Here is a 23,181-nt window from a genome sequence, read left to right on the forward strand (position 1 = left end):
GACCTCCTCATGCAAAATTTATTAATAGTTTATTATTTTTGACTAAACTTTAATTCCTACCTTAATGCGTTTTTATTATTTTATCTCGATTAATTTCAATCTTAGATTTTAAGTCCATCCCTCTAAGAGCATCTATCGTTGTGAGAGGCACTAGATCAACTAACTTTTCGAAATCATCCTCTAATAATCTGCGACATAAACTGGCACTTATTTCCGTTCCATTAAACTTGATTCTTTCAATCTCTATGACTTGGATATCATTGCTACACAGGACCTCTTTCATTGCGTCGTTGTACATTTTAGTTGTGGGACTGAATGGTTCAGTGCCAACAAAACGCTTTTTAATGTTAAGCCCTTCTTTGAAAAGCTCACAAAAAACTTCAGAATCAAATCTAGTCTGTTGTTTAATAAGTTCCTCTGGACATTGAATAAAGTAACTAGGGAAAATTGATTTTGAAATAATGTAATTACTCCCATCTAAAACTTTGACATTTTTTAAGTGTCGAGTCCCGCTTTTGATCATGGCCAATCTTTCTTCATAGCTGAAAAAACTTGCATCTTCTTTTACTGGTATGACATATAAGTTTTCAACTTCACTTGCTGCCGTTTCAACCAAATATAGATGTCCCTTTGTAAAAGGATTGGCATTAACGACAATTGCTCCATTCTCACCCTTTTTTGAATTCTCTATGATATGGTCTTTGTAACTTTGTATAGAGCTTTTGTTATTAGTCATAAACATAGTTTTGCCATTTGAATATATCAAATTAAAATTATATTTTTCAAAAAAAGTTTTGTTTTCGCTCTTAGTTATTACGAATACTTCCTCGAATTTCTCTTGTTGAATTTGTTTTGTAATAACTTCAATCAATATCTTGGCTAAATTTTGTCCGTGGTAATCAGGACTAACAACAAGACATTTTAAAACATTTAATCTTTTAGAACAAGTGGCTATTATTTTATCTTTCTCATTAACAAGGTAAATTGAATAATCAAAATCTTCGAGTTTAAAATTTTCCTTGTTAACAAATTCAGTAATCATTTTCACTTCAGTTTCATTATGCAAATTAACTATTTTTAATTTATATTTTCCCATTAAATATTCCTATCATTTATTGCTTTTTTATTATACATTTTAATTAGACTTAATTCAACAATTATAACCTTCTGCACATAATCATTTTCTAATAAAATATTAGTTTTTCACAAATTAAGCATTCCAACTTTTTTTAAATAAACACCACCATTAAGTTCTGTAAATAAAATAAGCCACGTAACATTTTTATGTCCCGTGGCTTATTTTCAGTCTATTTTAATCTTTGGAAGATAACGGCTTTATCTCCTAGTTTATTAAACTTAATGTTTTTGAAAGTTTTTAGATCATTAAATGATAATTCTATTCCTTCTAAACCGCATTGTTCAATCATAATATTTGAATTCATAACTAAGATTGGTTTCATTAGATAAGAGATGATTGAAATGTTTCTTTGTAATGTAGTCATGACAACTTTTAATTCATCTAATTTACCTTCCTTTTCTAAGTTTCAAGGAGCTGACTCTTCAATGTATTTATTACATGCTTGTCCTAAGTCCAAAACAACTCTGATAGCTTCGCTAATTTTGTATTGATCCATTAATTCTTGATATCTATCGATTGTTTGAACACCAAGTTTAGTTAGTTCCTCATTAACTTGAGTTAAATCTTCACCTAAATGTCCGTCAAAGTATTTAGTAATCATGTTGTTAACACGAGAAATTAAGTTACCCATGTTATTAGCTAAGTGTGCATTAAATGATTCTTTAAATAAGTCCATTGTAAAGTTACCATCTTTGTCAGTTGGTAAATCATTTGCAATATAGAATCTCAATGCATCAGCTCCATATTCTTCAATTAAAGCAATAGGTTCAACTACATTTCCTAATGATTTAGACATTTTAGTATCTTTATTTAAAATTCATCCGTGTCCTAATAAATGAGTTGGTTGACGTAAAGCTAACCCCTCTAAAATTATCGGTCAATAAATTGCATGGAAACGAATAATTTCTTTACCAGCTAATTGTAAAATTTCAGTTTCTGGATCTTGTCAGAATTTTTCAAAAAGAGACGAATCTTCTTGTAGGTAACCTAAACCAGTAATGTAGTTTGTTAGAGCATCTAGTCAAACATAAACCACGTGGTTTGGATCTTCGTTAATTGGAATACCTCATTTGAATGATGTTCTAGTTACAGATAAATCTCTAATACCTGGTTCAACGAAGTTTTTTAACATTTCTGTTCTTCTATATTCAGGAATTAAGAAATCACTAGATAAAACCCCTTCAATGAATTCTTGGAATTCTGAAGTTTTTAAGAAGTAAGTATCTTCTTTTACTAATTCTGGTTTGTTTCCAGAGATTTTACAATTCCCTTCTTCATCCATTTGATCCGCATTTAAGAATTCTTCACAACTTACACAATATAAACCTTCATAATCACCTTTAAAAATTAAATCTTTTTCAATAAATAGTGAAAAGATCTTTTTAACAGTTTCTTCATGATAGTCATCTGTGGTTCTGATGAATTTATCATAATCAATATTTAATTTTGTTCATAGTGTTTTGAAGTTTTCAATTTTGTCTTCTAAATAATCCATTGGTTCCAAACCAGCTTCTTTGGCTTTAGATTCAATCTTTTGACCGTGTTCATCACTTCCAGTTAAAAAGTAAGTTTCATAACCTTGCATTTCTTTATATCTTTTTAGGATGTCCGCTAGTGTTGTAGTATAGGCATGTCCTAAATGTAAGTTACCACTTGGGTAGTAAATTGGTGTTGTTACGTAAAATTTCTTTGGCATATATGATACCTCTTTCTTTCATTATTATAATTTTATCTTATTTATTTAAATAGTAATAAAAAATAAGTAGATAACCACTTAATTTGATAAATGGTTATCAAGAGTATAATTAAGTTAGGAGGTCTATTATGAGAAAAATCACTGATAGATATGAAACATTAAGTAATGGAGTAAAAATGCCTGTATTCGGATTAGGAACTTATAAGATGGATGACACTCAAGATTCTGTCAAAGCTATTAAATATGCCATAAGTGTTGGTTATAAACATATCGACACTGCCATATATTATAAAAATCAAAAAATAATCGGAAAGGCTTTGAAAGAAGCTAATCTAAACAGAGGTGATTTATTCATAACCTCGAAAGTTTGAGTAAATGCCAAAACAAAACAAGATGCAATGGTTCAAGTTGAACAAATGTTGAAAGAATTAGACACAAATTATATTGATCTAGTACTCATACACTGACCAAGTATTTACTCAAGCGAAGTTTACAAAGGGCTTGAAGAAGTCTATAAAGCCGGAAAGGTTAAAGCGATTGGTGTGTCGAATTTTACAATTAAAAATTTAGAAGATTTTATTGAAAAAGTCAACATAAAACCAATGGTTAATCAAGTTGAACTAAACCCTCAGTATCAGCAAAAGGATTTAATTAAATATTGTAAGACTAAGGGTATTAAAATTGTCTCTTACCAAACAATCATGCGTGGAAAAGTTAACGAATTTCAGCAATTGATTGACGTTGCAAACAAATATCACGCAACCCCTTCTCAAGTTTCACTACAATGAGCTTTACAACAGGGAATACTAGTAATTCCGAAATCTGTGACTCCCTCAAGAATTTATGAAAATCACAATATCGGTAATTTCGAATTGGACGCAGACGATTTTAAAAAAATTGATGAACTAGATGATAAAACTAAGTTAGATTGAGATCCAATTAAAACTGCTGAATCTTGAATATAAAAACCACAACCACATTTGTGGTTTTTATTATTTCTTGGTGATAATAGAAAAATTATAAGAAAAAAGTTGCCAAAAATCGTAGTCTATAATGTAGGTAGGAGGACTACCTATGACAAAAATAACAGAGAAGTTCTTAACATTGCACAATGGCCTTAAGATGCCTATACTAGGAATCGGCACCTACCGTTCACAAGATGAAAGAACCGAGATTGAAGCTTTAAAATTTGCCCTTAAAATAGGGTATAGATTAATTGATACAGCCTTATACTATCACAATCAAAAAATAATCGGGCAAGCATTGAAAGAAACCAAAGTACCTCGTGAAGAAATTTTTATAACATCAAAGATTTGGGTTTCTGCCAGAAGTGCAAATGAGGCAAAACAACAAATCGATTTAATGCTAGATGATTTGGGAACCAAGTATTTAGATTTGATTTTGATACATTGACCGTCAAATGATTCTGTTGAGGTATATAAAGGATTGGAAGAATACTATTCCCTAGGGAAAGTCAGAGCAATTGGTTTGACAAACTTCTTTATCCCTCAATTAGAAAATCTACTACCAAAAGTCAAAATAAAGCCAATGGTAAATCAATTTGAAATAAACCCATTATTTCAACAAAAGGAATTAATCAAGTATTGTCACTCAAAAAATATCCAAGTGACTTCATATCTCACATTGATGAGAGGTCAAATTAATAGTCTAGAATTGCTAACTGAAATTGGTAACAAATATAAAGCATCACCAGCTCAAGTGGCTCTTAAATGAGCAATAAAGCAAGATATTGCAGTTATACCCAAATCCACAAATAAAATTGTTATTCATGAATATCAAAATTTAAATTTCTTTGATTTATCTAAAGAGGATATATTTTTAATTAGTGAACTTGATGATAAATCAAAGTTGAATTGAAACCCTGAAGAATATGCAAAAGGTTTCCACAAACTTTAAAAAAAATGCACAATCAACATCGAATAACAAAAAAAGAGCCTAAAGCTCTCTTTTTGTTATCCCATGATCTTTTCTAAGTTTGAAAAGTAATGAATAATAATTCCACAAAGGTTTTATTCTTCGGGACATCAATGTCCAAATAACTAGTGAGTGATTTCAAATATGTTTAACCTTTTTATCAGCCTCTCTTCACTTTTGTCTATTTTCCTTAACATGGTTTATCAAAATATTTATTCTTACGACTTCATCCACATATGATTTCCTTCTCTTGTTAGGAAGGATTTTTTCTTTTTTAGGGAAGATAAGTGCGTAGGGGTCAATCCCGCTGAATAAACCAAATAAATACTTGATACTGAAATTGAAAATAAAAAATAGTGCAGAAAACATAACTACTGTAAACATCATATCACTTCATCAATGTCCTGAAGTTATTAACATAGAAAAAATTAGACCCAATAGATAAAATACTATACATGATACAAATGTTCACTGAGCCGTATTTTTATATTTATTTTTCTCATCGTGATTTATCAATAATACTGATGTAAACACCATTAATAAGCCGGCGTTCGTGTGACCAGATGGAAAGGCATCGTACGGTTTATCGAACAATATACCCATATTAGGGGGTGCAATACCCCAAGAACCTCCAGATATCTTTCATCACTGCCATTTTGAACCCACAGGAGCATTACTGAAGGGTGTATTTCCAGTTGTAGTAGTTGCCATTCAATGTCTTATAGGCTCACCATTATCATTATAAATTGTGAAACCATAGTGATAGTAATTTTGATTTATGTAGTATTCATATCCCTCCGGACTCCAGTCTTTAACTTTTTCCAGAACATACCCAAAGTTAACATTCATTCATCGTGGTCTTCAGAAACCTGGTTTAAGTACAAAATTTACCAAATGATTTGATAAAACGAAAGTACAAATTATTATCAATGCTTTAGTAGCAATATTATCAGAGATAAAATTTTCACGCTTAGATACTTTAAATCTTATAAAAGCCGAAACAGATACTATTATAATTGAATTGGCTGTAATACTTCAAATTCTGATAGGATTCATAATATTTCTCCCGATGAAGTGTTCATAATGAACACCACCCAATTCCATATCCTGAAAACCAAAGTTCCCATTAACAGGCCAATTCCAAAAGTACATATTCAGTGAAATGACTACATAGAAAAGGAAAGCGTAAAGAAATAGTGCAAAAATATTTTCACCAATTTTAAACGCCCTGTGATAGTGGGAATCTATCATCTCCTTATTAGATGCAAAATACTTGACAATTCGTTGGTAAATTATCACAAGTAAAATACCTAAGTATGTCGAGAAATTGGTTTGACCCTCGATAATGAAAACGGCCGTTATTATTCTAAAAAATTTATAATCCATAGCTTTGTAAGCCGTCGCAGATATTCAGTTATCTACAGAATATCATGAAGTGGCGATCAATGTCGCAAGCGCAAATAACAAAAACCCTAGAAATGTATACTTTATAATATTTTTCGTGTTCAAACTCTTTTTATATTTTTTTGAAATTAAATCATTCATGTGCAAGATATTTTCCCCCTCCCTCTTAACAATCAACAAAAAATATTTGCTAGGAACTAAAACAACACGGGGTTGTTTTAGTTATTTAGAATCATATTTAAAACTTAAATATGTTAGTGGTGCAAAACCACCTATTATTATCAGCGAAAATAACATCGGTTGTCATATTTCGTTGAATAAAAACATACTGTCTATTGACGGAATTATTAGTTCCACATTATCTGGTGATATATGAACATTAGCCGCGAACATGAACGAAGACCATATTATATATTTATGGGGCATAAGATATCCAAATGCCATATAAACCATATTATCTTGAAATTGCAATGGGTCAAAGAACATGTCAGATAAGAATATAACCAATAATATATAAATGGCTATCAGCGCTTCCGAATGCGCCCTTTTGTTTACAGCACCCGATATTAATAAACTTATTAATATCGATAAAGTAACAAACATTGAGTAAGATAGCAATCAACCTAGCAAAGTATAAAAATTACCCTCTTCAACTATTGATTTCACAAAATTAATTGTAGAATCATTCGGATCAATCGCATCAGTTATGAACAATGTACTAAATACAAATGGAAAGAACAATAAACTCACAATAACTATTGTTGCTCATAATTGAATGATAAACGTTTTCTTACTGATTCCAGACATTTTAATTCTTTTTAGGAAAATAGAACTTTTTCATTCTCCCATTAAAAAGTTAACAAGCAACATTGCCCCAAGACCTGGCGTAAATGGGATAATTGACATTATTGCGGGCCTTATACCATCTCTCCCCATGTTAGAGGCAAAGAAGTATAATATTAAAGATAAAATCACAGGTATAACAAACATAAAAATATATGTTTCCGGTGTTTTCAATGTTGACTTTAGCAATGAAGTCAACACCCTTAATTTATTTTCTTTTTTAACAAATGTATTCTGATAAGTTTTTTTTATAAGTGAATACATTTTTCAAGAAAGAACTACGATAACTACAATCGAAAGCATTACAGGAATCATTCATGCAGTATTATCAGATACTTTAAATTCATATGAACTGTATCCTATTAAACCACCAAATAATAAGATTAAAATCCCTACAAAACCAATGTGTAAAAAATCTTTTTTTATATTAAGTTTCATATCTCCTCCTAATCTAACTTCACATTAAAGCTGTACATATTATTGTTATTCCCTGATTTAAACACAGGTTTTACAACAAGTTTTATATTCGGGTTGTATTGAACTTTTTTCACAAAGTATATATCTTGTGTAGTTTCACCAAGACGATACAATTTACCGTTTTTTTGTTCATAAATTTCATAATAATCTATATCTTTTTTGTATTTTTGGTCGATCTTTCAACCGAAACGAATATTTAATTCATCTTCTCTTTTGACAATATACTCAATATTTAAATCTGTTATAGTTTTATTATTATTATCTGTATCTGAATTAGAAATAAAAGTTTCTAATTCACCAACGTTAAATACTGCATTCTCTATATCTTCTTTAGGACTAATTTGAAGACCTAATTTAGAAATAATACCCTCACTGGCGTCAGGAAGCTGAACCTCCACATTCTTTCATTCATTATCAATAGCATCTTCGGTAATTTTTGCATCTAACAACATTGTTTTTGATACTGGATTTTCCAAAGTGCCTGTGTTCAAAATGACAGAAGCTTTTAAGTCCATTAACTCTTCCATTGTTTTTTCACTATCACTATTTAGTTTTACTTTATATCTTAATTTAAGATTTTTGTCATTCTTTAAATTGGCTCCCATTATGTTTCAAAGAACGGGTTTAGACTTTTTAAGTGTTGAACCAACTAGTGAACCATCAATGTCTATTGATTTAGCCAACGCTATAGAATTACCCTTTTGATACATATTGTAGTAATCAAAAAATCCACTCAACTCACTTTGTGAGAAGTTCAATAATTCTTCCTCAGATTTACCATTTTGGTATTCTCGTACATCTCATCTATATGTGGGTTGTACATCTTGCAACCTTTTGTTTGTTCATGGATATGCATCATCAAATTCATTACCACCAACTTGATTACCATTTTTATCTTTGAAGAATATTCCTGAACCAGTAGAAAAGTTCGTCTTAAACTCAGGATTTTTATCTATGATTACTGTTTTTTCTTGTTTAACAGTTCCTGAACCAAACGTTGTTATGAAGTTTCCTCTCTCATCTTTTGGCTCAAGTATGTTCTTTTGAGACTCACTCATTTCTGGTCATTCAGCACCATTTGCAGGTGTTAACTTTGGAAAGATGTCCAGTGATTGGAGAATACTTTCGTGTCTGATCCCCCTATTACCGTCGGTTCCATTACCCATTCATGTTCCTGATCAACCATTTTGTGTAACCCCTTTATCCACTCCTTGTCCAACGTCTTTTGTCCCACGTAAAAATCTGTTTCTTCCAGAATACATTAAGTCTTCATAAATGTTGGCAAATTGTTGAGAGAAAATAAATTTCTTGGCTTCAGTTGGGTCATTCTCTTTAAATTCTTTTGACATTGCTAATAATCATTTAGCTGTTGCCCCACCAAATGCTGAAGCATCATCAGAATAATTTGAAAATGACATAGTAGGTTCATCTTCATAAGTTCATGCATAAGCCGCTTTGTCAGCTGATTCTCTTTGTTTATCATTTGGCCCATATCTATTCCCATCTGGGTCCAAATGAAAGTTGGTCATAGCTCTAGTATCAAATAATCCAGTTAGTCCCGGTCTAGATATTTCTACCATATTATAAATGTTGTATTTTCCTTCTTTCGCTACATATTCCTGACCCCTTTGGCTCTTGAAGAAAGATTCCATATGATTTGGAGTATAGTTAAAGTTATTTTGGAAAATTCCAGATATTTCACCCATAGTCATAGACTCAATATCCTCGGGATTACCATTAACATCCAAAACCATTCTTCCGTTGTTTTTATAGTATTCCATCTCAAGTTTGTTGACCCTTGGATCTTTGGAAGCCTTCACTTTGTTTTTAAACTGAACTATCATTTCATAAACTTCTCTATAGTCTAGTATTGTCCCATTCGGTAATTCACCATTAGGTTCATTGTTTCAGAAGTATCCATCAAAACCAGATTCTGAGGCAAGTTCAATCAACTTATCCACGATTAGATAATTACCCTTAAGATCTTTTTTTGTAAAATCTTCAAGTAATGGTTTAGTCAAACCATGATAACCATCTAAGAATACGTTTCCATACATCTTAACACCATTTTTGTGTGCCGCTTCAATAGAGTCGGCAGATGGTAATTGAATCAACCCTTCAAAGAATGATCCACCTCAGTTTACAAATGTATCTAAATATTGTCATTGCGTGAAAGGTAAATCAAAGGGGTTCTTTGAACCAACGACGGCACTTACCGCAGATCTGTGTCCAACACTAGTAAATTGTAATGTGCTATGTTTGATTTTATCGCTTTGAGAAGACACTCACTTTAGTCCTGTTACGTCTCTTTCTACCAATTCTTGTGTAGAGCTATTATATTTTGCATCCATATCAGTCTCAGGACTTCAATTAATAAAAGAATTAATTCTATCATATTTTGTGCTTTACTTGTAACTCCAAAATCGGCCACAGAGTTTCCACGTGGCATAAAAATTTTACTTGTTGGAACTCCAGTTACAGCTTGTTTTAAAATTGATTTTTCTCACTGGTAACTAGTACTAAACTTTGAGTAGTCAATGAAATTACCAAAGTTATCGGGTTCAATGTTTTTTCCTGTATCATGAATAATATCGTTTGTTTTGAATTCTTGGTTTCTATAGTCCATTCTATCACCGAACTCATTTTTAGCCCAATCATAGTCATCTAGGCTTTCCAAGAAACCAGCCCCATCAACACTTCCAATGGCGTATGGAATTAGCGGAATGGTTGCAGAAGCACCCAAAATTATTGTAGTTAATATAATAAGTAATTTTTTCATAAACTAATCCTTTCCGTTTCATTTAAATGTTAGGTTGAAAATAAATAATAGTAGTGCAGTTCAAGCAATTGTACCAGCCAATGGTATTCAAATATTTGAGAACGGCATTGTTCCTTTATTGATATCAATTAATTGTGAAATACCTTTTGGATCCAAATATGTGTAAGATGAAATAAACATATTAAATCAAATTGGGTATTTTGTTGGTATTAAGTAAGTGACATATCTAAATGCATCACTTTGTGATGTAATTTGAGTATTTATAACAACATCAGATAATAAAATAAAAGCAATAACGATTGATATTAATATTACTCTTGAGAAAATTTTGTGTTTCACAGCATTGCAAATAATAAAAACTATTGAACATGCCATAATTGATAAAAATAATAGGCCAAGCAAAGAGTTAAAGTAAACAAATCATTCTAAATTTGTTAATAGATCTATTATTGTTGATGTCATCATCTCTGGGTTTCTCAAACTCAAATACCTAATACCTAATTCGCCATATGCATATATGACAAAAATTAGTAAATTTATAACTACGCTCATCATCATTATCAAGACAAAAGTAGTCATTAAACTAAATAGAAACTGTGCCTTAGAAATTTTAGATGTTTTAATTCTCTGTAACAATATTGTATTTTTCATTTCCAAAAATGTTCCACCTATAAAAATCATGTTGATAAATATTGGAAGAGAAATAATCGATAAGAACATAGGTGGATATAATTTAGCTTCAGTAAAGTTACTTCAAAAAAGAAAAACAATAACTGAAATTAAAGATGGAAAAATGAAGTTAATGATGTATGTTTTAACCCTCTTAAACATGAACCCCATTAATAGACTTGTAGTTCTTTTTACATTCAGATTAGAAATTTTGAATTCATCGTTATTAAAATCATTGATCATTGATTTAATTTTCGACATTCAATTCACCCCCGAAATATTTAGTCATCATTTCTCTCAAGCTTCCATGTTCCTTTAACAACTTTTTAAGTGGTTTATCTAAAAAAATCGAACCATTTTCTAAAAGCACAATCCTATCACATAACATTTCTATTTCCTCAGGCATATGAGAAATAACAATCAAAGTACATTTATTTTTCTTCTTATAAGCTTTGAAATAATCAACTAATCTAATTTGCATTTTTAAGTCCAGCCCTGTGATAAGTTCATCAAGAATTATTATTTTAGGATTATTTATTATAGACAACAGTGCATTGAATCGCTGCTTTTGTCCTCCTGATAACTGATTTAAATCTGTATTTAAAATTGGTTCAACTTCAAAAATATCAAGCAAGTCAACTTGATCACTCTTAAAAAATGAATTCCCTTTGTAGAATTTAATTACAGATTTAGGAGTTGTCCCTTTGGGTCAATTACCCTCTTGGAATTGGATACCAATTTCATCATAGTTTTTGGCATCGATACCATCAATAACCACAGATCCGCTAGTTTCATTTAGAACTCCAGCAATTATTTCAATCAAAGTCGTCTTACCAGAACCATTAGCTCCCAAAAAGGCTATAGCTTCTCCATCTTTTATATCGATAGAGATATTATTAATAGCTATTTTTTTACCATATTTTTTTACAAGGTTATCTATTTTAATTGTCATTTTCTTCTTTTTCTCCTATTGTATATCTAACTGTATATAGTTCTTTGGCACCAGAAACTCTAATTTGAGCTGTTTTTATAGGTATTTCAGTATTAAAACCATCAAAGGTATTTGCAAAATATCTTTGATTTGTATATTTAGGTGGGTTTTTATCTTTATTAACTAGTTCAACATACTTTTTACCAAGATGTCTATTCAAGTTTAAAAAATCATCAATAATATAGTCTTCTCGGTCATATTTAATTGGGTTTAATTGTGTGAAAACTTCTTTGACTGTGTATGATAGTTCAAATTTTTTAAACCCTTTAATTTCTAAAATCGCTTTTGTTTCTTCAATTTCAGAAATAGTAATTTTTGTATTGTCAACATTTCTGTTTTGACCCATAAATCTAAATAAAATTTCTTCTTCTGTCAACATATCTATAGAACCCAGATCAACAATTATGCCCTCGTCACCAACAGGTGTAAAGCGAACTCCTTCCACCAAAATTGGATACATTTCTAGAGTTTTTTCATAAACCTTATCGGCTAAATTTCATAATTCGCTATCTAATTTAATGTTTGAAAGTGAAATCTGTTGGTCGTTTTTATGATCTCACATAACATTAGAACCAGAGATTGTAGAAGACCTATTTTCATGATAATAAACAATACTATCCACATCAAATTGGGTTAGCTCATATTCTACTGAGTGCTTATCCATATTTGGGTTTTCTATGATATCCAAATTCATCTTGCTTCAAAATTCTCTCATTTTATACCCAAAATAAAGTTGCATACTATAATCATTTGCAATATCCATTTCTAAATCATGAGATAGTCTTTTTCACTGTTCATCAAAATAATCTCCATTTAGTAAAGCTGTTGAAGCTGGATCTATTGCGAATGATGAATTGTTTTCCCTTTCTTGCATTTTTGCAAATTGATCGTTTGCCTGTTTTTTTGAGTTATTCAGTAATGATATTCACCCATCTTTAGTTTTGGGATCCGTAAAATTGGCCACCCTGTCCAAACTCATAGGCTTTGATGCCGTATTAAGTATCAATGGGGAAGCTAAAATTGGCACAGCACAAATTGCCATAACCGGGATTGTTATCATAATTATCTTTTTCCATTTAAAATTTTTCATAATATTATTTTACATAATAATTTATCTAGATATTCCAATTTGGCAAAACAAATAAAAAAAACTTAAGAGTGTTATTAAAATAATTAAAAAACTATCGAAATTCATCCAATCCCAACCGCTTTTATCCTTACATTATGATTAAAATAAATATGAAGAACAAATAATCATTTGTGGTAATTATGTAGTTATCAGTAGTCATATTATCCCTAATTTTTAATGTAAAAAACACCGAGATATCGGTGCCAACATTTTCTTATGTTTAAAGTTTTAAATATTTCTATTTATACAGTATGTTGTATTTACTCATTATCTTGTTAAAACCTTCTTCACGTGTTCAATCATTGACGAAGTCTAATGAAAGAGCAATAGAATGCTTCATATCAGCTAATTCATCATCTTTTATCTTAGATAAAACTCAATCAATTATTTTTCAACCCGGTTCAGGTGCTCCAATACCGATTCTTAAACGTTTGAATTCTTCTCCATTCAAATATTGGATTATAGATTTAATACCATTGTGACCAGCCGCTGATCCTTTAAATTTAAATTGGTTCTTTGCGATTGGGAAATCTTTTTCATCATGAATAATGATTACATCATTCTTATCAATTTTGTAATACTCCATTATTGCTCTAACAGCATCTCCAGAGTTATTCATAAAAGTTTGAGGTTTTGCAAATAGAACTTTCTCACCATTAATAGTAGAAAAATATATTACAGATTGGTGTTCTTCTTTTTGGTTCACAAAACCATATTTATCTAAAAGTAAATCAATAGCAATTCAACCAGCATTATGACGAGTTCTTTCGTATTCCCTTCCGGGGTTTCCTAATCCAACTATTAGTTTCATACTAGTTATTTTTTACGAATTCTTCTACTTTTGATAAAATTGCATTTTTCTTATTGAAGTAAACTTCTGTTAATGATTCATGTAAAACTGAAGCTTTAATCATGTCTCCAATTAAATGTTTAACAGAAATAACTTTTAAACCTTTAAATTGTTTTTCGGCAGGAATTTCAATTGTATCAGTTACAACAACCCCTTCAACAATTCCTTCAGCAATAGCTTCATCCATTCTTTGTTTTGCAGGACCATTAAATAATCCGTGACAAGCGAAGATATAAACACCTTTAGCCCCATTTTCTTTTAATGCTTTAGCTGCATTAATAATAGTTCCACCAGTATCAATCATGTCATCAACGATGAAACATGTTTTACCTTCAATATCACCTAAAACAAATTCAACTTCTGCCTTGTTTGGTTCAGGACGACGTTTAGCAATTACAGCAATTCCGTTTGTCATTTGACTTGTGTATTCAGCTACCTTGTGAACACGAGTTAATCCCCCGTGGTCTGGTGATACTAAAATACAATTCTTACGATCTAATTTATTTTCAATAATTGTATCTACGATTTCGTCAGCTAAAGTTTGTGAAGTTTGGAAGTTATCCATTGGAATATCAAAGAATCCCATTGATTGTGCAGAGTGAATATCTACTGTAATAACTCTATCAGCTCCGGCTTTTTCAATTAAATCGGCTACCAATCTCGCAGTAATTGGTTGACGACCTTTTGCTTTACGGTCTTGACGTGCATATCCAAAGTATGGAATAACTACATTAATTTTTTCAGCACTTCCTCGTTTGAAAGCATCAATTGCAATTAATAATTCCATCAAGTTTTCATTTACTGGTGAACATGTTGATTGCACGATGTAAATTTCCTTACCACGTACTGAATCAAGTGCTTCTACTAAGATTTCTCCGTCAGCAAATCTTACTGTTTTAATATTTTTTTGCTCAATGTTTAAGTAATCACAAACCGCTGTTGTTAATTCCTTACTGGCACTAAGACCAAAAATATTTATATCATTTGTTGTTTTATTTCCCATTTTAAACCTACCTTATGTAAATAATAACAAATAAGATTTAAAGTTTATAGTTGATTTACTTAATATAACAAAGAAAAAAAGCCTGTTTAGGGCTTTTTTATTAATCTACACAATTATCTTACAATTCTTTTGAAGAACATTGCAAAACTAACTCCTGTAAGACCTAGTCCCAAAATTGAGGCTACCATATTAGAGATGGCTGCATTCTTAGTTTTACCAACGTATCTTATTGATTCATAGTTTCTAGTAGCATACTCATCAAAAACAGTCTTTTGGATTTCTGCATACATTGAATAATCTGATTGGATTTCATAAAGAGCCGAATCAACTATTCTACGTAGTTCATCAATTGAAATTGTTTCTTCTTCATTGTTTTCATTTAATATTGTGATATTCGCACCACTAATAGCAATTTGCACGCTGTCGTTATCATTTCATTTAACGTAGTTCAACAAATCACCTTTTGGTGTAAGAGAAATCATTACTGAGTTGCCATTACTTCCGCTTTCATAAAATCTAATATTGTTAAATAAATTATCTATAAATAAATCGCGATATTCAGAATCACCGATACTCAAAGCATTCTTAATACGATTGGCATATAATCCATACATTCCAAAGAAATCATCAAGTAACAGGTCTTCAATTTGACTTGTAACGTTGTCTCTGTCAACTGTAAAAACAGGTGAAATTGAACCCCCGACTATAATATCTTTAAAATTAGGGTTTTGATGACTACCAATAACTTCGTAAACATCATTAACATTTCCTGAGCTTGGGTAATGTTTGAATCCGAAATCTTGATCATTTGAGTTATTGAACATCATGTTTGGTAAAACATATAATGGATTTCATGAGTTCTTGTTTTTTACATGATCTAAGTATTCGTCCGCACTGACGATAGCTTCCTCACCATTCTTTTCAATTCTATAAACTGAATTTTCAACAACTAAAGCGTTAGACAACATTGTTGTTAGAACTTTATTAAAAGTTCTTTCCCTAACAGATAATGTTGTTTCTCTAGTTCAATCATTAAGACTTAAACCATAATAACTATTTGAATTTATAAAAATTCTATCTCTTCCTTTATATTGATCAATTGAGATTGTATCTCAATCATTAATTGTAGCATCAGTAAAATAAGTCTTATTTAAAGTATCAACTTCATCTACAATAGTTGAAAATGTATCAGCCTTTAATACTTTAAAAGTATCATCTAAATTTTTAAATGAATTTTGTTTTGAAAACATTTTAACTTTTGATGTTTCACTGTTGTAATCATTAACTGTAAAATAAGAATCAATTCAGTCTGTAGCTCTACTTGCTTTTTCATTAGCGTGAACAGATTTAAATAACTCAGCTAATTTATTATCATGATTTGAGAATGCTTGACTAAAGTCTAAGTATCCCTTAATACGTTCACGTTCATCAGTTAATAATCTTACTGATAAATTACTTGCATCAAGATATAAACCTTCATTAATCAAGTCGAATAAATACTGGTTTAGTCCCTCATTATCATTTGTATAAGATTCGAACTGAGGATATGAAGAGTCATAAGAATATTGTTGAACTTCAATCTCATCAATAATCACTGAGTTAGAAATGACATTTTTATATTCGTCTAAGATTCTAACTTTAGAACCATCAATACTCATTTTAGAATAGGCTTCAATCAGTTCTTCAATTTCTGTATTCTTTTCAGCTAAATCATTTGTTCTTTTAGCTACACGATATTTCGCATTCATAACAGAAACATCCTTATTTGAACCTAGACTGATGATCATCCCAACCAAAGGAGTAATCAACATTAAAACAGCCATCAGTGTTCCAAAAACACCCATTAGAATAGAACTATTTCCTGATGAAAATAGTAATAATACTCCGACCAATAATAAGTCGAAAACAAATAGGAATAACAAGTTAACAGTATAGTGTCCTAAGTTGAATACAATCAACTTATTAGGACTAATGCTTAATATAACAACATATAAAAGTATGAAGGCTAAAATGGCTACTGTTGACATAAGTTTATTAACCAAAATTCTTTCTCAAAATATTCTAGCTTTAGAAATACCACTTCGGATTTCTAAATTCATAATTCCTGCTTTCATTTCACTTGTAAATAAAGCACTACAACAGTGAATTTCAAAGTAAGTAATATAGACCCCAATAATTGCAATTGAAGTAAACACCATTTTCATGAATGTCGGTTCACCTTGATTAAAAATAAATGAGTAAGAAATATTTATAGCAATAAAGGCAAAGAAGAATATTGATGTCATAACAATAAATGTTTTAGATTTTGAAATCTTCTTTATCGCATGGTTAAATATTGGCATACCAATTCTAGCCTTGTGAACTTTTTTATTTTCTATTAAATTAGTTTTAGTAGTCATTCTATTTAACCTCTCTTTCCGCTTCTTTTAATTCAGTAATTTTTTTAATCTTTTCAAAGTTGATACCAGAATCATTTTTACCAATTGCATTTATGTAAACGTCTCTTAGATTTTCAGTATTCTTATCGAAGTATTTATCATAAATAACTTGCCCTCTATTATTGATTTTTTTAACTAGAATCGCACGATTCACAAGATTATTTAATTCATCAATATTATGAGAAGTAATCATAATAGTTTTGCCGTGTTCTTTTGAAAGATAGTCTAGAATTTCCATAAATTCTAGACGTGATTTAACATCAAGATTGGCAGTTGGTTCATCTAGAACAATGATTTCGGGATCAGTTACTAATGTTGACAACAGTAATGCTCTCTTTTGCATCCGGGCTGATAACTCATCGAATTTATTTTTCTTAAATTTTAATAAATCTAAACCTTCTAAATACATATCTATATATTTACCAACTTCTTTTCTTGAAAGACCCTTAAGACTTGCACAATAATATGCGTATTCAACAATATTGAACTTCTTAGGGAAGTTGTTTTGATCAGGGAAAAAGGCAATGCGATTAAGCGTTGTTTTATCAGTTGATGGAATACCTTCCAATGAAACACTCCCTGCGTCTTTTTTATGTTCACCAAAAATTAATTTAATTGTTGTAGTCTTACCAGCACCATTATCACCGATAAAACCAACTATCTCACCTTTAGTGATACTGAAAGTTATATCTTTAACACCAGCACCGTTCTTGAAAGTCTTGCTTATTCCGTTAACTACAAAATAAGGATTTTTTAACTTTTCAATTTGGATTTTATTATCGTTAGAAATAGTTGGTTCTATTTCATTTTCAAACATTATTTTTTTAGCCATATTTTTTACTCCTATTCTTAAATAGTACACCCATATGTGTATCATTTTGATATTAAAAAACAGAAAAGTTTCCTTTTCTGTTTGCTATTATTTGTTTTTATTCTCAACTTTTTTTCTATCAACATATTCCTTGAAGTGTATAGCACTTGTGGGATCACTTGTTTCTAAAAACATTGTTCGGTATCAGCTGATCTTAATTTTTACATAAATTCTTGATTTTAATCAAATGTCTTGGCTTAAAGTTATCTCTTGGATTTTGTCAAACTGGATAACTTTGTTTTTTAAACGACGTGATTCAGATGTGACAGCAACATGAACTTCATCTCTTGTTGCTACAAATAAATATGTCTTAGGCATTATTGAACTTGCAAAAGATTTCGCCATCATAGCTGTTCTACTTCTTTGTTCTTCAGGTACTAAGTTATCAGCCAATTTCCAGAATGGAGCAATTGTTAAAGGCGATAAAGTATCATTTACCCATTTATTTGATCGTAGTTCATATTGAACCATTTTTTTAGATTTATAACTCATGACAATTCCTCCTATTTCTATAATTTTAAATTAAAAAAAACCTTATGAAAGGTTTTTTTGTTATTTAATAATTTTGTTCTTGAAAATATAGTAGCTTCCTAAATTACTACAGAGAAGAACAAAAATCAAAAGGATGTTTTTTGAATAGACAAAATTAGTTTTTCCAATATAGTTAATTTTTGAATAGTTTCGTTTGCTGTATTCGAAAAAAACAGTTTCCGTTTTGCTTTCCTCGGTCTCTGTGTTATCTGTAAGTTCTAGTGCTTTTCGTATTAAAAATAAAGTCATTGTTTTATCATATTCACTCATTCCATCATCAAAAGTCATAATGGGGTTCTTCAAGCCAAAACTGAAAATTTTAGTATTTATAAAATCTCTTGCGATGTTTTTTGGAACTATGTCAATGTACATTCAATAATTTCCTTCATGCTCCATCCCTGAGTTTGATGACAATATAAAGTTGTTTTTAGATTCTTCGTGAAATATTTTTTGGATTAACATACTATCCATTCCTTTTTTGGTCAAAGTATCAAAAATATTCATTCGATTTATCGGACTAGATAGTATTACTTTGAGGACAGCCATTAATATAGAATCAATTCCATCACGATCACTTTCAAAATTGAAATTAAAGTTACTTTCCTTTTCTATAAGTAGCTCCTCAATATCCACTTTTCCCTTGTAGTCGATTATTTCATAGATGTCATTAATGTAATTGGGGGCCGGGGTATTAATATATCCAAAGTCAATATTTGATGAATTATTAAACATTAAGTTAGAAAAAAATCTTAGCGGATTTCAACTCCTAGAGCTTAAATATTGCAAGTATACTTTTGCCGATACAATTTCCCCTTTAATCCTATATTCGCTGCTTTCGATTTTCAATAAATTTTTTATAACTGCATTTAATCCGACACAAAACAACCTTTCTCTAAGCGATAAATTGATATGTTGCATCCACTCCCCTTTATTTAGGTGTTCACCATAAAATGTATAAGCATTGAAGTAAATGGCTTTTGAATAGTTTATTTTATTCAAATTTGTATTATTTTTGACATTTGCTATATTAGGTAGATACAATTCACTATTCTCCTGAATAAGCTTTACTATTTCGTCAAAATCGTTGTCTCCAAAAACTTCATTAGTGTCTATTAGATTGGAAAATCTGTACTGCTTAGCAAAAAATGTGTCTCCTACATCTTCTTGCCCATATGCAGAGTTTATTGTGAAGTAACCTCTCTCTCATTCACTTTTATCAGCAGGTGCTTCAGATTGATGTATAGAATCAAGAAGTTTGTAAATTAGATTGTTTTTAATTCCCGTCTCGTTCAAGTTTATTTTGCCAGTTATTTCTTTCTCCTCTTTGGTTATGAAACCAATAGGCATTTCCTCAATGCCAATAATCATCCCCGCACTTAGAACATCAAAAATAAATTCATTAACTCCCAATTTAGTGTTTTCGTAGTACTTCATATTCTTTTTATTATATTCTTGTGTACCTGCTTCAACTCCAAAAAAAGCTATATTATCAGCAGATATTCTTTGACCATTTATGCCGTTGAAAATTATATTATTATTGTCTATCTCAAATTTATGATATTTTTGAACTAGCGATGAAAAACCGCTATTTTTATTTGCTAGTAAGTTGGCTTTATAGGCAATATGCATGCTTGAATTTTTTCCTAAATTTCTATCGGAATCTTCATCTACCAAAGCCATATAACCAATTATTGGCAAGAGCAAGAATGTTGCAGATAGCAGAAGCGCGCCCACAACAACTGTCAGTTTCTTACGACTGGTTGCAAATAGTATAGAAACACTGGACAGGATAAGGTCAAATAAAAATATGTATAGTAAATTTATCATAATATCACCGAGTCAAAAGTTAATTTCTTTCTTGTCCATTATCAATAAAAGGATGCATAAATACAACATATAAAAAAAGATAAATATGGTAGAAATGATTTTATTAATGGCAACCCTTGATATGAAAATCATCTTTTTTGAGTATCCGCTTCTGATTTCTAAATTAATTATTTTATTATCGATTTCATCCATTCACAAAACCTTAGCAGAATAAATTTCGAAGAAAGTTAGAAACACCCCCATCACAATTGTTGAAGTCATTATTATCATAAATATAATATTAATATTAGTTTTAACAATATATAGGAATAGTGAAATCATGATTGTCAAAAAAATCATGAAGCAACAAAATAATACAATTGTTAATTTATTCACGTTTCTTCTAAACGACCTGTAAAATATAGGACCATTAGAAATACTAAATTGATTTTTGGATGTATTAAATATTTTATTCATTTAGATCACTACCTTTTGTTCTTTTTTGCCATCTTGAAATATTGATAATTTTTTTTAAATCAATATTGTCTCTGGAGCTTGATACGCTCTCATGATATATATTTCTTAAGTTATCTTTAGTTTTGTCATAATTGGTATCGCAAACAACATGTCCTTTGTTGTTTTTTTTTATCCAATATGATAACCCTTGTTATAATCGTTGAAAGTTCATCAATATTATGTGATGTTATTACGATAGTTTTTTTATATTCTGATGACAAAAATAGAATTAAATTGAGAAATTCCATACGCGACTTCACGTCCATATTAGAAGTCGGCTCATCAAAAAAAATTATGTCAGGTTGGGTTATCAATACTGCGTATAACATAGCTCTCTTTTGCATTCCAGCAGAAAGTTCAGAATACGAGTTATTTATATTTGCACTTAGATTTAATGAATCCAAAAGCTCGAGTGATAATTCATCAATCAAATCATTTTCAACACCCTTCAATTTAGCAGCATACTTGGCATATTCAATAATATTCATATTTTGGGGAAATTCATTGTGATCAGGGAAGAATGCAATATTTGCCAAGGATTTTCTGCCACATAAAATTTCTCCGTCTATTCGAATCTCGCCCTCGTCTTTTAAAAATTCATCGAAAATCAACTTGATTACAGTTGTCTTTCCTACCCCATTATCGCCCAGCAAACCAACTATTTCACCGGGGCATATTATAAAGTTGACATCTTCAATGCCGGTACCATTGTGGAACTCCTTAGAAAGATTTTTAACAGATAAAAATTCATTCATACCTAGACCCGCTTTCACAAGTTATTATATAGTCGCAACAACACAAATACTTTTGACATAAAACAAAATGCGCAATATAAATGGCATTATAAGTGTCTACTTATTTTTTTATAGATAACTTTGTAAATGGGAGAAAAAAATTAGAGTTAAAGGCCGAATATTTGGTAAGGTGTAATTGAGGAGGGCTATCTATATGAGAAAATTAATAGGTGTATTATCAAGTTTATCGTTAGCTTTTGGTGGTGGATCAGCATTGATTTCTGCAGCTAAAAATAAGCAGTATATTAACATAGTTTCGGAAGATTTCTATTCGAAAACACATGAAAGAGTAAAGCGCTTGTATGTTGATTCGACAAAAGATGATAAGATACCAGATATATCAAACAGTATTAACAGAATTTATAAAAAAGTAAAACGTAATTCTACACACAATTTCAAAAACAATCTATTGACATTGAATACCAAAAATACCTTCGGGGGAAAGGAAAGATTCTTATCAACTTTTAAGAGTGCACAAATAAATTTTTCTTTGGGTTTCAACTTTTGAAATAGCTTCGCCCGTTGAACCATCCCAACAAAGAAGGATGTCGACTTCACTAAATTTGCGTTTGATTTTGATACTTTAAAGAATGAGAAAACACTTTTTAAATTTTTCGGATAAAAACCATGGTGATAATGAAATATTGAAAATGGCATTAGAAAGCTCATGGGTAAATGACACATTAGAGATTGACCTAGTTATGTCTATACAAGTTAAATGAGCTTGAGGAAGTTTGGTAGAACACGCCGGACTATTGGGATATAAAAATGAAAGAATTCAATTCAAATCAGAAAAATATAATACGATTGAAGACACTCAAATAAAGCCATCATTTAGAAATATCACATTCACTCAAAATTCCAGAGACGAATTCCATACGGAGAATGATATGGAATTTTGTAAAAACCATCTACGAACATTTTTAAATAAAATACATTTTGACATGAAAAAACTAGGTTATAGAAAACTAAGTATTCTTTGAATTTCAGGTATATTCATTGGCAAATATCGTGGCGTTCATAACGGACCCATAGTGGTACCAAATAGGAAATTTTTGAATTATAGTCAATTAGATGATTTAAACTGGTCTATTAGAAATGAATCAATTGAAGATACTTCACTTGTTTTGCGACCACACAGAAAGATGAACTATGGCGATTACACCGTGATAGCATATTCAAGCGTAGGAAGTAATTATAACTATTTGTGACATCCTGAAAAGAGTCACCAATATGATGGAGGGCTAATTACTTTTACTATGGAAAATACATGAACATTCAATTATATGTTTCATTAAATAGAAAAAAAGA

General features: G+C 30.4%; 20 protein-coding genes. 4 read left to right on the forward strand and 16 right to left on the reverse strand.

Annotated elements, in window-relative coordinates; genetic code table 4:
* Positions 1-61 precede the first annotated feature (61 nt).
* Positions 62-1,096, reverse strand: coding sequence for a GNAT family N-acetyltransferase (locus G319_RS0101165; protein ID WP_026389312.1), 1,035 nt, complete (start codon positions 1,094-1,096; stop codon positions 62-64).
* Positions 1,097-1,307: 211 nt separating this feature from the next.
* Positions 1,308-2,834, reverse strand: a complete 1,527-nt coding sequence (gene metG, locus G319_RS0101170; protein WP_026389313.1) for a methionine--tRNA ligase — start codon at positions 2,832-2,834, stop codon at positions 1,308-1,310.
* 128 nt (positions 2,835-2,962) lie between these two features.
* On the opposite strand from metG, the gene G319_RS08965 reads away from it, so the two are divergent.
* Complete coding sequence (locus G319_RS08965) at positions 2,963-3,799, forward strand: aldo/keto reductase (protein WP_026389314.1); 837 nt, start codon at positions 2,963-2,965, stop codon at positions 3,797-3,799.
* Positions 3,800-3,908: 109 nt separating this feature from the next.
* Complete coding sequence (locus G319_RS08970) at positions 3,909-4,751, forward strand: aldo/keto reductase (RefSeq protein ID WP_026389315.1); 843 nt, start codon at positions 3,909-3,911, stop codon at positions 4,749-4,751.
* A gap of 39 nt (positions 4,752-4,790) precedes the next feature.
* Here G319_RS08970 and G319_RS08975 read toward each other — a convergent pair whose 3' ends face one another.
* From G319_RS08975 to G319_RS0101250, 14 genes are all read right to left on the reverse strand, one after another.
* A complete protein-coding gene (locus G319_RS08975; protein ID WP_026389316.1) occupies positions 4,791-6,314 on the reverse strand; it encodes a phosphatase PAP2 family protein in 1,524 nt (507 codons plus the stop codon).
* An 81-nt stretch (positions 6,315-6,395) separates the two neighbouring features.
* A complete protein-coding gene (locus G319_RS08980) occupies positions 6,396-7,454 on the reverse strand; it encodes a hypothetical protein (protein WP_026389317.1) in 1,059 nt (352 codons plus the stop codon).
* An 8-nt stretch (positions 7,455-7,462) separates the two neighbouring features.
* On the reverse strand, positions 7,463-9,844 hold the full coding sequence (locus G319_RS08985) for an endo-beta-N-acetylglucosaminidase (protein ID WP_026389318.1): 2,382 nt from the start codon (positions 9,842-9,844) through the stop codon (positions 7,463-7,465).
* Complete coding sequence (locus tag G319_RS08990) at positions 9,805-10,272, reverse strand: hypothetical protein (protein WP_026389319.1); 468 nt, start codon at positions 10,270-10,272, stop codon at positions 9,805-9,807. The genes G319_RS08985 and G319_RS08990 overlap by 40 nt, the downstream gene beginning before the upstream one ends.
* A 3-nt stretch (positions 10,273-10,275) precedes the next feature.
* On the reverse strand, positions 10,276-11,202 hold the full coding sequence (locus G319_RS08995; protein ID WP_026389320.1) for a hypothetical protein: 927 nt from the start codon (positions 11,200-11,202) through the stop codon (positions 10,276-10,278).
* The gene (locus G319_RS0101210; RefSeq protein ID WP_035358727.1) at positions 11,189-11,893 is read right to left on the reverse strand and encodes an ABC transporter ATP-binding protein; all 705 of its coding nucleotides are present in this window, start codon (positions 11,891-11,893) and stop codon (positions 11,189-11,191) included. Before G319_RS0101210 ends, G319_RS08995 begins: the two co-directional genes overlap by 14 nt.
* Positions 11,883-12,992, reverse strand: a complete 1,110-nt coding sequence (locus G319_RS09000; protein WP_026389322.1) for a hypothetical protein — start codon at positions 12,990-12,992, stop codon at positions 11,883-11,885. The genes G319_RS0101210 and G319_RS09000 overlap by 11 nt, the downstream gene beginning before the upstream one ends.
* 307 nt (positions 12,993-13,299) lie before the next feature.
* Complete coding sequence (pth, locus tag G319_RS0101220; RefSeq protein WP_026389323.1) at positions 13,300-13,872, reverse strand: aminoacyl-tRNA hydrolase; 573 nt, start codon at positions 13,870-13,872, stop codon at positions 13,300-13,302.
* Between the two features lies 1 nt (position 13,873).
* The gene (locus G319_RS0101225) at positions 13,874-14,914 is read right to left on the reverse strand and encodes a ribose-phosphate diphosphokinase (RefSeq protein ID WP_026389324.1); all 1,041 of its coding nucleotides are present in this window, start codon (positions 14,912-14,914) and stop codon (positions 13,874-13,876) included.
* A 113-nt stretch (positions 14,915-15,027) separates the two neighbouring features.
* On the reverse strand, positions 15,028-17,313 hold the full coding sequence (locus G319_RS09005) for an ABC transporter permease (RefSeq protein WP_026389325.1): 2,286 nt from the start codon (positions 17,311-17,313) through the stop codon (positions 15,028-15,030).
* A 1-nt stretch (position 17,314) separates the two neighbouring features.
* Positions 17,315-18,184, reverse strand: coding sequence for an ABC transporter ATP-binding protein (locus G319_RS04530; RefSeq protein ID WP_051350841.1), 870 nt, complete (start codon positions 18,182-18,184; stop codon positions 17,315-17,317).
* A gap of 87 nt (positions 18,185-18,271) precedes the next feature.
* Positions 18,272-18,715 carry a hypothetical protein gene (locus tag G319_RS0101240; protein ID WP_026389326.1) on the reverse strand — a complete coding sequence of 148 codons (444 nt, stop codon included), beginning with the start codon at positions 18,713-18,715 and terminating at the stop codon, positions 18,272-18,274.
* A gap of 60 nt (positions 18,716-18,775) precedes the next feature.
* Entirely contained in the window at positions 18,776-20,773 is a 1,998-nt protein-coding gene (locus tag G319_RS09010; RefSeq protein ID WP_156902647.1) for a hypothetical protein, read from the reverse strand.
* A gap of 380 nt (positions 20,774-21,153) precedes the next feature.
* Positions 21,154-21,831: an ATP-binding cassette domain-containing protein gene (locus G319_RS0101250; protein ID WP_026389328.1), complete on the reverse strand. Its 678-nt coding sequence runs from the start codon at positions 21,829-21,831 to the stop codon at positions 21,154-21,156.
* Positions 21,832-22,024: 193 nt separating this feature from the next.
* Here G319_RS0101250 and G319_RS0101255 point away from each other — a divergent pair, with 193 nt between their 5' ends.
* Together G319_RS0101255 and G319_RS09015 are read left to right on the forward strand one after the other, a co-directional pair.
* Positions 22,025-22,492, forward strand: a complete 468-nt coding sequence (locus G319_RS0101255; RefSeq protein WP_026389329.1) for a hypothetical protein — start codon at positions 22,025-22,027, stop codon at positions 22,490-22,492.
* A gap of 28 nt (positions 22,493-22,520) precedes the next feature.
* Complete coding sequence (locus G319_RS09015; protein ID WP_156902649.1) at positions 22,521-23,168, forward strand: hypothetical protein; 648 nt, start codon at positions 22,521-22,523, stop codon at positions 23,166-23,168.
* Positions 23,169-23,181 lie beyond the last annotated feature (13 nt).

This window comes from Tullyiplasma multilocale ATCC 49900 (genome assembly GCF_000483165.1).
Taxonomy (GTDB): domain Bacteria; phylum Bacillota_I; class Bacilli_A; order Mycoplasmatales; family Mycoplasmataceae; genus Tullyiplasma; species Tullyiplasma multilocale.